The following is a 14,936-nucleotide window of genomic DNA, read 5'->3' on the forward strand; positions in this document are numbered from 1 at the left end:
TCCTCGGTAAGGTTCAGTATTTATGCAGCGAACTTCGCTGACACCACACTAGAGCACTTTTCATCTAGATTGGCCGAGTCCGGTGGGGTAGAGATTGGATGCAGCGCAAGGCGGCTTGCTGGACACGAAAAATCACTGCGGCCTGATCGGCCAATCTAGATGAAAAGTGCTCTAGGGCCTACTGCTCGACTTCGACTACAACGCGCATGATGCCCTTCATGCCGATGGCGTAATGAGCTGGAAATGTGCACATGTACTCGTAATCGCCCGGCTTGTTGGGGGCTGTAAACGTGATGGTCTCCGAGTCTCCGGGCCCCAGCAGTTCAGTCCTCGCAACGATCCAGTCTTCCATCTTGGCGGGGATGTAGCCGTTGTCCTTGCTGTAAGTCGCCTCCATGGCAAAAGCCTGCGCATCCTTACCAAAATCGAGGATGACGAGGTTATGCCCCATTTGTTCCTTTGGCATGTGGCCGACATTGCGTAGCGTGAGGTTGATTTTTTTGCCCGCAGGCACCTCGATCAACTTCTTACTGAAGCGCATCTGGTCGTTGGCTTCGATGGTGTGTGTGGTCGACGCCTTGCCTGCGGCGTTGGACACCTTGGGCGCTGAGGCTGGTTTTTCCACAGGCTCGGGCTTGGGGGGCTGGGGGCCGCAGGCAGTGAAAAAACCGGCGGTCGCCAACAGACAAATACTGATAGTAGGACGCATTGTGGTGGAGTAAATGCGGTAAATCCCGCCAATGCAATATTCCGCTTGAATTTAAGCGCCTCCTAAACAAATTAAATAAGGTTTTAAGCGCCATTAGGAGCAGGATTATTATAATGCTGTCCCGACGGCGTCTCTGACTGCTTTGACTTTCGTTCTGAAACACATGACCAATTACCCCCGATTTCTTCGCCTGATCCTGGGAACTGGGCTCGTTCTGCTTGCCCTGTGGCTGACCGGTTGCAGCATCACCACGCCACAATCAGGCCTCGACCCCAAAGGCCCCGTAGCCCGCGAACAGCTCGACCTGTTTATGCTGACGGTCTACGTCTGCACTGGCATTTTCGTCGTTGTCGGCGGCGCGCTGGTATGGGTCGTGTGGCGCTTCCGCGAAAAGCCAGGCGACGAAAACAAGCCCATGCCCTCTCAAGGGCACGGCAATCCGCTGATCGAAATCGGCCTGATCGGCGGCTCCATTTTCCTCCTCGTCATCATTGCGATCCCCACCCTGCGCGCGATCTGGTTTACTCACGAGCTGCCCGAAGACCAACCCTACTACGAGGAATCGAAACTCGGCGCCTACATGGAGCGCGGCTTGATCTCCCCCGAGGAGAAGGACAACGTGCTCGAAATCAACGTCTATGGCTGGCAATGGTGGTTCGCCTTTGAATACCCACAGCTCGGCATCACCACCGCCAACGAATTCGTCATGCCCAAGGACAAGGTGGTGAAGTTCAACCTGCGCGGCTACGACGTTATTCACTCCTTCTGGCTGCCCAAGCTCGGCGGCAAGGTGGACATTATTCCCGGTCGCAAAAACTGGATGTGGCTCCTCGCCGAGGAGGAAGGCTACTACTTTGGCCAATGCGCCGAGTACTGCGGCGAAGCTCACGCCTACATGCTCTTCCGCGCGGAAGTCGTCAGCGACCAGAAGTTCAACGAGTGGATCGCCAGCTACAAGGAAGGCGCCCCCGCCCCCGCAGGATTCCAAATGGAACCCACCGCCGACAAGCCCGAGCCCACCAACCAGGACAACTGGATGGCCTGGTCGATGGCCAACAGCAAGGACCCGAAGGGCCTGCTCAACGGAGATAAAGCCCATGACGACATCGTCCAGGGCGCCCAACATTTCTTTGGCAAAGGCAAGTGCATCGTCTGCCACGCCATCGACGGCTCCCCCGCCGCTGGCCCGTCCGCTCCCAACCTGACCAAGCTCGGCGAACGCAAGTCCGTCGCAGCCGGCATCCTCAACCACTACACCGAAAACGGCGGGCTCGATGCGCAAAAGCAGGCGGAAAACATCTTTGAATGGATCGCCAGGTCACACCAATACAAGCCTGGCAACCTCATGTATGAGCGACTGGACGCCGGTCTGTGGGATTATAAATACTCTGGCCTGACTTACGGCGACCTCAGCAAAGTCGGCCTGACCGATAAAAATTTAACCAGCGCGGGCGTTTCAAAGGAACAGCTCGCTCTGCTCAAGGAAGACGCCAATGGCCCCATCACCGCTGTTGTCTCTGATCAACTGACCCTCCGCCACATCGTGGAGCAGATCGAAGAGAACCCTGAAATGATGGACAAGCTCGCTTCCGTCAGCGGCTGGCTGACCGATGATGAGTTCAAGCAGATCGCGGCCTATCTCCAGACCCTGAAGTAATTTCTAAACGACCCATTTTACCATGAGCGCCACCCACGTCGCAGACCCCCATCATCACCACGCCGTTGCGGATAAAACCCAACTCGCGCCGGAGAAGTCGCACCTCGGCCTGACCCGCCCCGATCGCCATGCTGGCATCATCGACTGGTTGACCACCGTTGACCACAAGAAGATCGGCATCATGTATGGCGCGGCGGCGATGTTTTTCTTCCTCGTGGGGGGCATTGAAGCGCTACTCATTCGCGCGCAGTTGGCCACCTCGGAAAATCATTTGATCACGGCCGAGCTCTACAACCAGCTGTTCACGATGCACGGCACGACGATGATCTTCCTAGGCGTCATGCCGCTGTCCGCCGCGTTCTTTAATTTCCTCGTGCCGCTGCAGATCGGCGCACGGGACGTCGCCTTCCCCCGCCTCAACACCTTTTCGCTGTGGACCTTTATTGCGGGCGCTACCGTGCTCAACGTCAGCTGGTTTTTCCAATTTGCACACACCGTTGGCTGGCTTGGCGACACGCTGACCATCATGGGCAAAAACCAAGCCTTATCGCAAATCGCGCCTGCGGGCGGTTGGTTCGGCTACGCGCCATTAACCGGTCGGGACTACACCGGCATCGGCACGGATTTCTGGATCGTTGGCCTGCAAATCCTCGGTGTCGCCTCGCTCGCGGCATCGTTTAACTTCATCGTGACGATCCTCAATATGCGCGCGCCGGGCATGACCATGATGCGCCTGCCAGTCTTCACCTGGATGACGCTCATCACGAGCTTCCTGATCATCTTCGCGTTCCCGGCCATCACCATCGCTTTGGCTGAGCTCATGTTCGACCGCCTCTTCCACACGAATTTCTTCCGTATCGATAACGGCGGTCAGCCGATTCTCTGGCAGCACTTGTTCTGGGTCTTTGGCCACCCGGAGGTTTACATTCTCGTGCTTCCCGCGATGGGCATCGTTTCGGAAATCCTGCCGACCTTCTCGAAAAAGCCACTCTTTGGCTACCCCATCATTGTCTTCTCGGGCGCCGTGATTGGCTTCCTCGGCTTCGCTGTTTGGTCGCACCACATGTTTACCACCGGCTTGGGTAAGATAGCCACCGCCGCGTTCTCCCTGCTGACCATGGCCATCGCGGTCCCGACTGGCGTGAAGATCTTCAACTGGATGGGCTCGCTCTGGGGCGGCCGCATCAAGTTCACCGTCCCGATGGTGTTCGCACTGGGCTTCATCTGGATGTTCATGATGGGCGGCTTCACCGGCATCATGCACTCCTCCGCCCCCGCCGACGCGCAACAACAGGACTCCTACTTCGTGGTCGCGCACTTCCACTACGTGCTCCTCGGCGGCGTGCTCCTCGGCCTGCTGGCTGGCCTCTATTTCTGGGTGCCAAAAATCTTTGGCCGCATGCCCAACCAAAAGCTCGGCTACCTGACTGCTGTGCTCGTGATCGCCGGTTTTAACATTACCTTCTTCCCGATGCACTACCTGGGCCTCACCGGTATGCCCCGCCGCACCCACACCTACCTGGGCGACATGGGCTGGGACCTGTGGAACCTCGTCGCCACGATTGGCGCGTTCATCCTCGGCATCGGCGTTTTCCTCTGCTTCGTCAACCTGGCCTGGACCGCAGTCAAGGGCCCGAAGTCCGCAGCTGACCCATGGGACGGCCGCACGCTGGAGTGGTCGACCCCCACCCCAGTGCCCGCCTACAACTTTGCCGCCACGCCAATTGTCCAGGCCCGCGACTGCTACTGGGTCCACAAACACGGCGATAAGAAAATGGAATACATGCCCGACGACGGTCACGGTATCCACATGCCCAGCCAATCCTGGTGGCCCCTACTCTGCGGTTTCGGCTTCACTTTCTTTGGCGTTTCGATGGCCATGCTTGGCGCTGGCGTCCCCTATGCAGGCTACTGCGTCATTGCTGGCCTTGGCATGGTGTTCCTTGGCGTATACCTCTGGGCGCTGGAAGGCCCCGGCGGCTATCACCTCGAACCACCGCACGATGGAGATCAAGCCGATAAGCCCAAGGACGCTCCTGTCGCCCACGCCGCTCATTAATTTCTCTCAATACCTGACTGACTGATGGCTTCCCAACCCGCCAACCCACCCCTCGACGACAAGCTGCTGGAGGAAATTCACGCCGACTCGCACACCAATACCGGCATCGAGAACAAGAAGCTCATCATGTGGCTCTTCCTCGCGTCGGACTGCATGTTCTTCGGCACGCTGATCTCCACGCACCTCATTTACCGCAAGCTCTACCCCTTCGGACACCCGCAGGAAGGCGCGGTCGACATCACTGGCACCTTCGATATCGAGCTCACCTCATTTTCGACGTTCATCCTGCTGATGAGCTCATTCCTGATGGCGCTCGCGGTTTCCGCCATGCACAAGGGCGCAATCGAAAGTTTCCGCCGTTACACCTTCGGCGTGATCATTTTTGGTCTGATTTTCCTCGGCGGCCAGGTGTATGAGTTTCAGCACTTTTTCCATGGGCAAGGCTGGTATCAATGGAAGGCTGAAAACACCGAAGGCCAGATGATATTTGGCAATGAGAGCAATCTGGGGCTATTCCACGACGTTGCCGACACTGGCGCCGCAAAAGAAGGTTTTGCCCATGAACACTTGGGCTTGAAGCTCATCGATTTCGAAGCAGAAGACGGCGCAGAGCTGAATGGCGGCCCAATTCCTTTTACGTTCGACTTGGAAATGCCCAAGGACAGCGGCGATCCGCTGGTTATCAGCGGCCAGTATTTGTTCGTCCCTAAGCACCCTGAGGCTTCGCAAGTAATCATCCAAAGCAACCTCCCCGCGCCCCCCGCTGACAAGAAAAAAGAAGCAGCCAAGGAAGATGAAGGCGCCGAAAAAGCGGCGGCGGCTGAGGACGGCGAGGGTGAAACTGCCGAGAAGACAGCAAGCACTGAAGCAGAGAAGGAAGCCTCCGACGCACATGCCTCCAACGAAGGCGACGAAACGAAGCCCCAAGCGCCAGAAGAGGCGTCAACTGAGGCGCCCCACAAACCCGCCCATGCCGTAGTAGCCCAAGCCAGTGCTCCAGAGTCTATTTCCGCCGCCAAGGCCATGGCCAAGGACTACTTCAAGCACAGCAACTATGGCTTCGAGGTCACCGAGTTCAAGCAGGTCAAGGTTGTCCCTGGCCTCAGCCTCCAAACCAGCGTCTTTGGCTCAACGTTTTACGTGATGACGGGCACCCACGGCACTCACGTGGCCATCGGCATCCTTTGGCTGTTCTCGATGCTCATCTTCAGCTACTCGGGACGCCTCACGCCCCGCAATGCAATCGATGTCGAAATAGCCGGCCTTTACTGGCACTTCGTCGACATCGTGTGGATCGTCATTTTCACCGCCGTCTACCTCGTGGAATACATCGAGCTGTAGAAGCCACTTTAATTTTTAATTTGCTCACTTTAGTCTCTTAGCCATGTCCCACGCCACCACTTGGAAAGAAGCCGCGATCCTCGAAAACGCGCGTTACCACACCTTCTTCAACCTCGCAATGGCCCTGGCGGTGCTGACCGGCATTGAGATCGTGCTCATCTTCCTGCCATGGGCGAGTTGGATCGTGATGTCGATTCTGATCGTCTTATCCGTCGTGAAGTTCTTCGCGGTCATCCTCTGGTTCATGCACCTGATCTACGATAAGCAACTTCTCTTCTGGCTGTTTCTGGCGGGCATGATCCTCGCCACTGGCACCATGATTGCATTGCTGGCGCTGTTCTCCATCGACGATGTCGACCTCGCCGAAATCGCATCACTCCAGGTGACATTCCAGAACCTCATTGCCTGACGTCACAACGCTTGCCATCTCGCGCAAAGCGTTTAAGCACGTTGCCATGAATGAAGAGTTTGTTCAACTCGCCCAATACCTGAAGTCACGCACTGGCAAACGTCCATTCCACTACCTGCCTCACTTGGAAGGCAATTGGGGAGATGCGCTGATCGCCTACGGTTCTTTGAAGTTCCTCAACGAATTTGGCATTCCCTACCGGATCAGGCGACAAAGCAAGCTGGACTGGCTACTGCCAATTTTAACCGGGGGAACCGCAATATATGGCGCAAGCGGCGCCTGGTGCCAGTTTTACGATTACCCGGCGCATTTCGTGAGGCGGCTATCCCGCTTCTTCCCAATGATCGTCATGCCCTCCACGTATCAATCGCACTACTCCATTCCGAGAACTACCTTTTTCTCCCGTGATCGTTATGAGAGTTTGCAAAGCATGCCGGAATCAACCTTCTGCCATGATATGGCGTTCTTTATTGGCGACGAATTCAAGACCTCAGATCCGGGTTCAGGCGTCGGCTATTTTTTCCGAACTGATGCCGAAAGCGCAGCAAAAATAAAACTTCCCTCCAATAACTGGGACATCAGTGCGGCGGGAAACAACAACTCCAACGTCCCCAAGTTTTTTGAGCACATCGCAAAATACTCCGTAATCTATACGGACCGCTTGCATGTGTCTATCGCCGCCTGCTTGCTTGGCCGCGAAGTTCACCTCTACCCCGGAGCCTATTTTAAAAACAAGTCAATCTTCCGCTCTAGCATTGAAGGAAATTTCCCCAACGCTCATTTCCACGAAGAGTTTGACTTCTAATTCAGAAGCGCATCCAACGCAATAACTCTGCGGAATATTACCACTGCAAGCCCACGGGCAAAGACTCGCCAAAAAGCTGCTGGCGATCTTTCTCCTCCAGCGGGACAAACGTCTCGATACGCTCGATTTGCTCGGCGCTCGCGCCCGAGCTGCGAAGCTTGCTCAGGATGCGCTCACGCAACGCACTGGGCAAATCATGATCCCGGTTGTCGAGACGGCGAGCGGCTTGCGCAAAGGTAGTGGTCAACCCGGCCAGCGAACCGATCCACGCCAAGGGTTCCAATTGCCCAAAGATTTCGTCCACTAATTCATCCGGCAGGATCGCGCCCTCCCCGCCATACAGCGGCGTACGGCTAAGCAAGCGTCCCAGCGCCCAAATCGCGTGATCGCAGTATTTGTCCGCGCGCTGCGAGATCAGCACCTGGCAATGCTGCGCCAGCTTCGTGCGCTCCTCCATGGGCAGCAGCTCCAAAGCGCCCGCCATGCGCAGCGGTTCGTAGCTCTGCTTGGTGTCTTCGTAAATTTTCTCCTGCCAGTCCCGGTAAAGCGAAAGCTGCTGCTCGCGGTCAAGCCCGCCTGCCGTCCGACGCCACAAGATAAACAATTGCTCGCGGATCGCCTTATCACGGTCGTGCGCGAGCCCCAGCTCATGCACAAACCATAGGCGCTGCATGCGGTATTGATCAAAGGCATGGCCATAGCCCGGCCTCAGCGCAAAGCCCGCCGCCATCAGCCAGGACAGCTCATGCTCCAGCGAAAGGTCGCGCTTCGTCAGCGCCTCGCCCAGCGGCTCCCACAGCTGACGCAGCAACGCGGTATTCCACTCCTTGCGTTTAAGGCGAAGCGCCTCCTCCAAATCTTTAAGCAAGCGCGCCGGCTTACTTTGCTCCACAGAGTTACTTTGCACTCCAAAGCAACCAGCGACCAATGCTTGTGCGTGTTGCAGATCTTCGGTCGACACACCGGTGTCTTCCCCCCCCGCTGACTTCTTCGGCGCATCGACTTCGCTCAGCTTTTCGCGGAGATTAAACTCCAGCGCCCAGCGTCGTTGACGATCCCCCACTCGGCGCACGCTCTCGCAAACCACTTGCAGCAGGCCGAGGTTATTCAACTCAGCGATCAAGTGCACTGCGAGCTTTCCGTCGGCGGGCTTGTCCACCGTGGGCGGCAACTGCGCCAGCGTCGACAACGCAGGCAAACGGTGAAAAGCGTCGTCGTTCAAATCAACAACCTCGCCCACCGCATCATCGGGCCGCGATGGCGAGGTCCACGCCTGAAAGCGCACCGGTCGGTCTACGAGCAGTTGGATGTCGTGCTCGACAAGCCGCTGCGGCGATTCTATCTCCGCGCCTTGCGGCAGGATGCAAACGCCGGTCCGCATCGCGGCGGCTTGCTTCTTCTTTTTCTTACCCCGCACCTTCTTGGGCGCGGTGCCTTCGATCTCCAAATAAATCGCATGGCCGCTACCGCCGGAAATCGTCACCCCCGCCGCCTCGCGCTCGCAGAATCGATAGTGCGCCGCGCCACGCGCCACGGCCAGGTGGGGCTCATCATTGGCCAGCACACTTGGGCTGGCGTTGTCTTGCCATTTCGCCGCTTGCGAGCAAAGGCGCTCGCGTAAAATCGACGACGCCACCGTGCCTCCGTTAAAGAGCAACGCATCGACACGACGTCCGTTCAAAAAGCCCGCTAAGTGCCGCGTGATCGCCGAGTCCTGCGCATAGGGCAGCCCCATCTCACGAATGCCACCTTGCTCACGTGCGGGCTTGGCGTCCGCCGGGCAATCCGGGAAAAAGCCATCGAGCAACAAGTCCAGCAACTCCCCTTGCGTGATATCCGCACTGCGCGCCGAGGCAAACAAACTCGACCCGCCTTCGGTCACCGAGACGGGTAACTTCTTCTCGCGCTCGGGCGCCGGGTCGGCTAGCACCCGCTCCTTCAGGCTGCGGCATTGCGAGAGCAGTTGCGCCCAGGCGCTCGTTGAAAGTTCACCACCATCGGTCAGCCGCACTTCCATCGTCTTGGCCAGCGCGAGGTCCAGGTTATCGCCGCCGAGCAAAATGTGCTCGCTCACGGCAAGCCGACGAATCGCGGGCAGCGCGCCTGCCTGCTCGGGTGCCGTCACTTCAAACAAACTAAAGTCGGACGTGCCACCGCCGATATCGCACACCAGCACCAGCTCCGGTCGCTCGCCCAACTTGGGGAACGCTGCCGCTAATTCTTCCGCGCCCGGATGACGCTCCAGCCACGCATAAAACGCCGCTTGCGGTTCTTCCAGCAAACGCGTCGAAGCCGGAAAGCCCGCGCGCTCCGCCGCTTCTTGAGTCAGCCGCTGCGCATCGCTGTCGAACGATGCCGGCACGGTGATCACGATGTCCTGCCGGTCAAAGCGCGCCGTCTTATCCTTGCCCGCCATCTGCTGATCCCACACCGTGCGCAGGTAGCTCAGGTAGGCCGCCGACACATCTACCGGCGACAGCTTACGCTCGGCAGGCAGGACCGTCGATTGCCACGGAAGCAGTTTGCTTTCGCGATCCACACCGCGATGACAAAGCCACGACTTCGCGGAATACGCTACGCGCTCCGGCGCGAGCGACGCCATCTCCCGCGCCCAAAGCCCAACAACCCGCGACCGAGACCAGTCAGCAATCTGATCCACCGCCTGCCCTTCACCATGCAGCTCGCGTGCTTCATCGTCCGTCAGGAAATAGCAAAACGACGGCAGCACGGCGTCTTCCCGCCATTTCCCCAGCGACTCATACTGCGGCGCTTCGAGCAGCTGCGTCCGCGGCGTCGGCGCCTCGGTATCAATGTAAGCCAAGGCACAATTCGACGTGCCAAGATCAATTCCTATGGTGTAACGAGTGGGCATTTTTTACTGCGTCCGCACCGAGAACTCCAGCTTCCACTTGGCATCACTGCGAGTGTGCTGCATCCACAGCTCCAAGGCACCGAGCTCCGTCACGCGGGAGTGAAGCTTGACCGGGATTGCCTCGCCGACCGACATGCCGTCAACCGGTTCCAGCTGCGTTTGCACCGAGGCGGTTTCTTCTAAATCTTTCTCGGCGTTCGCTACGACCGTGCCCACGGCATCACCTGCGTGAGCGGTTGAGCTGAAGAAGCGGAAGTTCACCTCCTGCCCGAGCACGAGACCAAACTCCTGACCGTCGAGCACGGCTTCGGTCCCCTCTTCCATGCCTTGCGGCACGACGCACACACCCTTGACCGGCGGCTTGAATCCGGGGATCGCCATCATCGTGGTTTCCAGGCCGAGGTAGTAGCTGTGCGATGCGCCCGCCTTAATGCGAACGCCTTGACCGGACAGTTTGCTCAGACCGTAATAACAGGCGCCATAGGATACTGCCAAGGCGTAGTCGCTGCCCGCCAATTCGCGGACCTCGCGTGCGCCTGCCCAGGAACGCAACAGCTCCAACACGCGGGCGCGGGCTGGATCGGCGTTAAAGAAACCGCCGTTAAACAGCACTGCCGACGGTACGATCAGATCGCCTTGGAGAGCCTCGTCTGGCAGCAACGCGGACAGCGTCTCACTGGAACGCACGCTATCAAGACTACGCTTGAGGAACCGCGCGAGGTGTTTGCTCAGCACTGGGTCCGATGCATAAGACAGGCCAAACTCCTTCAAGCCGCCACCGGTTTGCGCAGCGGGCATGTCCGTGGGCGCGGTCAACGGCAGAAAGCCTTCGAGCGCGATTTGCTCCAACAGCTCGCGGCGCAGCGCGGTGCTCACACTGCCGGCAAAGAGCGACGAGCCACGTGAGGGCACGGCCACCTGCACTTCGGCCAGCGATAGGTCTTCAAAAAGTTGCTCCTTGCCGACACGCGCGGCGTGGATCAGCGCAAGAAATTGCCAGTCGTCAATCGAGCCGCCCTCTCCTTCGATCTGCGCGCGCAATGCGTAAGCCAGCGCGAGGTCGAGGTTGTCGCCACCGAGCAAAATGTGCTCACCGACACTAAGGCGCTCCAGTTGCAAATCCCCACCTTCGTCGGATACGGCGATTAGGCTAAAGTCCGACGTTCCACCGCCGACGTCGCATACGAGCACCAGGTCACCCGGGGTGACGTGGTTGCGCCAATCGCCGCCCATCTTTTCGAGCCACGCGTAAAATGCCGCCTGCGGCTCTTCCATTAAAATGACTTCACCCAAGCCCGCAGATTGCGCGGCCTCCTGCGTGAGTTGGCGCGCGACTTCGTCGAACGAGGCCGGCACGGTCAGCACGACTTGTGTCGACTCCAGCGATGCTCCCAGCGATTCACTCTGCGATGCAAAGCTTGCCTTGAGCACTTCGAGATAGCGCTGCGAGGCGGTGATCGGCGACAGCTTTTGCGCGGTCGGCACGACAGTCGAGCCCCACGGTAAGATCGGCTGACGGTGATCGATCTGGCTATGGCAAAGCCAGCTCTTGGCCGACGTCACCAAGCGGTCTGGCACCTGCGCGCCATGCTCGCGGGCAAAGCGGCCGACGACGCCCGGCTGCACTGCATCCAGCCCCGGCACATCGAAGGCGCCGGACTCGAACTCGCCCTCGTTCGGCAGGTAGAGCGCGGAGGGCAACCCGGATTGCTCGCCGACGCTATTGGGGCCGAAGGCCTGCGTGATGGACAACACGCGCAGCTCGCGCGCGTCGATCGAGGTCAGCGTCATCGCCGAGTTACTCGTTCCCAAATCAATTCCCAAACAATGTGTGGTGCTCATGGCAAAATAGTCGTTGGCGGGGTAGCTTCGGACCGGGGCAGCGCGTTTACTTCAGCTCCACTTGCGCGGGGGCGATGGGCGGCAGCGCGCCGTCTTTGGCGACGACTTTGGGCAGCTTAAACGACGTGGCACGCCAACCTTTGTGACGCAAAGTTCCCGTGTATGGCGGCTCGCCCGCGACCTTGCCGACGAGGCGGTAGTCCGCGACGGCATAGCCGGACTCCAGTGTGATGCTGCCGTTTTCGGCGGTGGTCGTGACCGGTTCGACGGACAGCGTTTCCTTGACCACGCTTTGGCAGCCCTGGTGGACCACGCGCGCGGCGGCGCCGACCTGGGCGTCCGTGTAGGCGGTGACGTCGTCCATCACGAAATCAATGAAGCGGCCCCTCTCCTGCAACTGCGCGAGGAACTGCACCAGCTCGGCATGATCGGGCTCGGCGGGCTTTTCCACTTTGGGCGGCGGGGCGGACTCGACCACCGACTTAGGCTCGGGCTCCGGTTCGGGGGCGGGCGCCGCTGGTTGCGTCGCGGCGGGGAACTTCGCCAACGCCGCCAGCGCCAGGCCGACGCCAGCAATAATGGACAATGCATTGAAGGCCACGGACTGCTCCGCGAGAGACGGAACAAAGTTCAGGCCGTTAAGAATCGCGACCAGCAGGCCGCCAATGATGAAAATCGCTTTCATGGTATTTGGAAAAGTGGTCTGTCGATGAAGGCGATTTGTTCCCGAAACTCAAGCAGGGAATCTGAAGGGCTGTCGCGCGTCATTTTGACGCACAATGCCGGGTTGCACGAAAACGCCTTCTAACACCCACCGGTAAAGATAAGGCATACGTAAAACCGACACTGTTCTCCGCCGAAGCATGGCGTGAACACTCATAGATATTAATCTCACGCAAAGACGCGAAGACCCAAAGAATAATATATAGGGAAGGAGCTACTGACCGAACGTCAAGAGGTGGCGTGGCGAATGCCATTGCTACCCTCGCCTAGTTCGGCTTAGGTTTCATTTTGGCTCTGCAGCGTCTGATTTCAACGCCCGTTCGTCGAAGTAGTGGACGGGACTGACTTCGATACGGAAGCCCAGTTTCTCGCCGGCTGCAATTCGCGTGGTCGGATGCAATGATGCGACTCTTATAGCATCCTCAATATCGGCCGCCTCGATCAAAAACACGCAACCAATCGCCTCGCTGGCTCCCCCTGCAGGACCGTCGGAAATTTCCACCTTCCCATCTAGCCGGCGCATGCACTTCGACTCTGGAGGGGTGCCAGCAACTAGGAGCACCTTTCCGCTGTCATAGAATTCATCCATGTAAGCTGGACAATCGCTCATGACGTCATCTATCTGGGCCTTCGTCAGCGAATCCATCTTGCTTTTGTCGAGGTAGCCAACGCACAGGTATTTCATAGAGTTTCTTGGTTTGCCGAACGTAGAAGGTAGGCAAGTTCACGCACCGCGTGATTCGTCTCCTATCCTGATTTGTTGCGTTCTCAATATCCTAGGCATAGCGATGCAGATCAATGCGCTAAGTGTGAATACGATCCAATCAACCTTACTTAGCGAGTCATTACCATGAAAGTAAAATTTACCTAGTATTCTTAGGTAGTGTCATAAACATAGATGTGCTGTATACGATGCATAAACTCAAGAGGCGTATTCTAGATCTTCTTCTCTTAGTATTATGGAAAACAAACGTAGTTCCACTCACTAGTGGCGATACCGCAAATCAATAAAACTCGTCCATATTGGAAGTCTTTCTTTATGAAGCCCAGAAAGTAAAGCCAACGGGCACAGAAAAAGGAATCGACACTAAGAAAGCGCCTAAAAACTCGCCAAATGATATCTGTACGGTACGTTTCTCATAACGTTAAGAGTCGCTGAGCGTCATGGAGCGCCGTAAGGCGCGGAATATTGGGTCAGCTATCTCGCCTGGTTCGGTTTCTGGTTGCGGTTGCATGGTAGTGGAGTGGGAATCTTTGTAGGTGGGTTACAGGTGGATGGCAATTCTTCAGTGTGATGGGATTACCTATTCTGTCGTGGAGTAGCTTAGGGTCTCCGGGTCTTGGCGTGAACCACTCATACGTAATGGTCTCACGCGAAGACGCGAAGGCGCGAAGAATTGCTAAGGAGAGGCATCTTGACCGAACGTCAAGAGGAGGCGCGGCTGCAAGCCGTTGCCTCGCTCGCGTTGTTGGCTTTAACGCTCCTGAGGTGAAGTGTCAGTGTCAGCACTAGTGTTATAATCCCAAAGATCGAAAAGCTCTGCATATACCAGTTTTGCGATGCAAACTCTACAGCTGACTTCCAAAGTTGAAGTCCCGAAAACAACAAAGAGGTTATGCTTAGGGATACTACGCTGCTTACTAAGAATGTCATGAAAAATTCTTCTTTTTTTACATGCGGAATCAGTTTAACTACAAAAATTAGACCGACGAATCCAAGGAAGACATCCCAGAGGTCGTAGTTTCCATCAGCGTAAAAAACTACAACGAGGAATGCTAATGCTGTAATGATTCCAGCATATTTATCAATTTCATCTTTCATAGTTCTTTCAGCCAACGCTAAGAGGTGGCACGGCGAATGCCGTCGCCACTCTCGCCTGGTTCCTTCTTTAGTTTTAGTGCAATAAACTCGAATCCTTCTCCGTCTCCTGAAAATTTCAGTATCCTAAATGCTTTGCTTCCTTCTTTAAAATAATAGGCCGTTCCTCTCATGGAAAAGTCTCCTTCGGGAATTCCGTGTTTTTCTTCTAGTTCTTCCAAAGTTCTGCCGTCTTCTGGTGACCATAGAAATCCAATGCACTTCGATGGAGTGGATAATCTGTATTCTGTGTCTACAAATTCTTCTGTTTCTGCTATTAAATCAATTAGCTCGTGAGTGATTGGTATGTCTGACCAAAATCTAACCAGAGTGACTTCTCTTTCCTTTAGAGACAGATGGACAGTTCCGGCACCCTGCATATCCCAAGATAAAAGCGAAGTATCTAGTGAAACGATTTCCTTCCCGATACTAATTTCGCACAATGTATCGTAATCTTGCCCTCCCGATTCAATTCCAGACCATTTCTTTATTCGATTCAGGTCGCCAACGAGAATCGGTCCACCCTCAGAACTGACGGCTGGAATTGGTTGTTTTTTTGTTTTCTTCCAGAGCATTTCTTTGAACGAACGTGGAGGGTATATGCGCAAAATGCGTCAGCATTTTTCGTCATATATCCCGACTGGTTATGCTGTTTCTTTTA

12 protein-coding genes are annotated in these 14,936 nt (G+C 56.7%); 5 read left to right on the plus strand and 7 right to left on the minus strand.

Annotation, left to right across the window (positions count from 1 at the left end; all coding sequences use genetic code 11):
- Positions 1-178: 178 nt before the first annotated feature.
- Positions 179-709 (minus strand): plastocyanin/azurin family copper-binding protein, encoded by a 531-nt coding sequence (locus tag RBB63_RS23075; protein WP_309387760.1) that lies wholly within the window; start codon positions 707-709, stop codon positions 179-181.
- A gap of 163 nt (positions 710-872) precedes the next feature.
- Here RBB63_RS23075 and coxB point away from each other — a divergent pair, with 163 nt between their 5' ends.
- Genes coxB through RBB63_RS23100 form a run of 5 tightly spaced genes read left to right on the plus strand, consistent with a single transcriptional unit; the run spans position 873 to position 6,980 of the window.
- Positions 873-2,366, plus strand: coding sequence for a cytochrome c oxidase subunit II (gene coxB / locus RBB63_RS23080; protein ID WP_309387761.1), 1,494 nt, complete (start codon positions 873-875; stop codon positions 2,364-2,366).
- A gap of 22 nt (positions 2,367-2,388) precedes the next feature.
- Entirely contained in the window at positions 2,389-4,425 is a 2,037-nt protein-coding gene (ctaD, locus tag RBB63_RS23085) for a cytochrome c oxidase subunit I (protein ID WP_309387762.1), read from the plus strand.
- 24 nt (positions 4,426-4,449) lie between these two features.
- The gene (locus tag RBB63_RS23090; protein WP_309387763.1) at positions 4,450-5,766 is read left to right on the plus strand and encodes a cytochrome c oxidase subunit 3; all 1,317 of its coding nucleotides are present in this window, start codon (positions 4,450-4,452) and stop codon (positions 5,764-5,766) included.
- Positions 5,767-5,809: 43 nt separating this feature from the next.
- A complete protein-coding gene (locus tag RBB63_RS23095) occupies positions 5,810-6,175 on the plus strand; it encodes a cytochrome C oxidase subunit IV family protein (protein WP_309387764.1) in 366 nt (121 codons plus the stop codon).
- 46 nt (positions 6,176-6,221) lie between these two features.
- Positions 6,222-6,980: a polysaccharide pyruvyl transferase family protein gene (locus RBB63_RS23100; protein WP_309387765.1), complete on the plus strand. Its 759-nt coding sequence runs from the start codon at positions 6,222-6,224 to the stop codon at positions 6,978-6,980.
- Positions 6,981-7,017: 37 nt separating this feature from the next.
- Here the strand turns inward: RBB63_RS23100 and RBB63_RS23105 are convergent, their stop codons facing one another.
- The 6 genes from RBB63_RS23105 to RBB63_RS23130 all read right to left on the minus strand — a co-directional run bounded on the left by RBB63_RS23105 (position 7,018) and on the right by RBB63_RS23130 (position 14,850).
- Positions 7,018-9,852 (minus strand): hsp70 family protein, encoded by a 2,835-nt coding sequence (locus tag RBB63_RS23105; protein WP_309387766.1) that lies wholly within the window; start codon positions 9,850-9,852, stop codon positions 7,018-7,020.
- Positions 9,853-9,855: 3 nt separating this feature from the next.
- Positions 9,856-11,694, minus strand: a complete 1,839-nt coding sequence (locus RBB63_RS23110) for an Hsp70 family protein (protein ID WP_309387768.1) — start codon at positions 11,692-11,694, stop codon at positions 9,856-9,858.
- Positions 11,695-11,740: 46 nt separating this feature from the next.
- Entirely contained in the window at positions 11,741-12,379 is a 639-nt protein-coding gene (locus RBB63_RS23115; protein ID WP_309387769.1) for a DUF2760 domain-containing protein, read from the minus strand.
- Between the two features lie 321 nt (positions 12,380-12,700).
- Positions 12,701-13,102, minus strand: coding sequence for a YciI family protein (locus RBB63_RS23120; protein WP_309387770.1), 402 nt, complete (start codon positions 13,100-13,102; stop codon positions 12,701-12,703).
- A 741-nt stretch (positions 13,103-13,843) separates the two neighbouring features.
- A complete protein-coding gene (locus tag RBB63_RS23125) occupies positions 13,844-14,239 on the minus strand; it encodes a hypothetical protein (protein WP_309387772.1) in 396 nt (131 codons plus the stop codon).
- A 17-nt stretch (positions 14,240-14,256) separates the two neighbouring features.
- Positions 14,257-14,850, minus strand: a complete 594-nt coding sequence (locus RBB63_RS23130; protein ID WP_309387774.1) for a hypothetical protein — start codon at positions 14,848-14,850, stop codon at positions 14,257-14,259.
- Between the last annotated feature and the right edge of the window lie 86 nt (positions 14,851-14,936).

The sequence above is a fragment of the Cerasicoccus frondis genome, from assembly GCA_031296915.1.
GTDB classification, from domain to species: Bacteria; Verrucomicrobiota; Verrucomicrobiia; order Opitutales; family Cerasicoccaceae; genus Cerasicoccus; species Cerasicoccus frondis.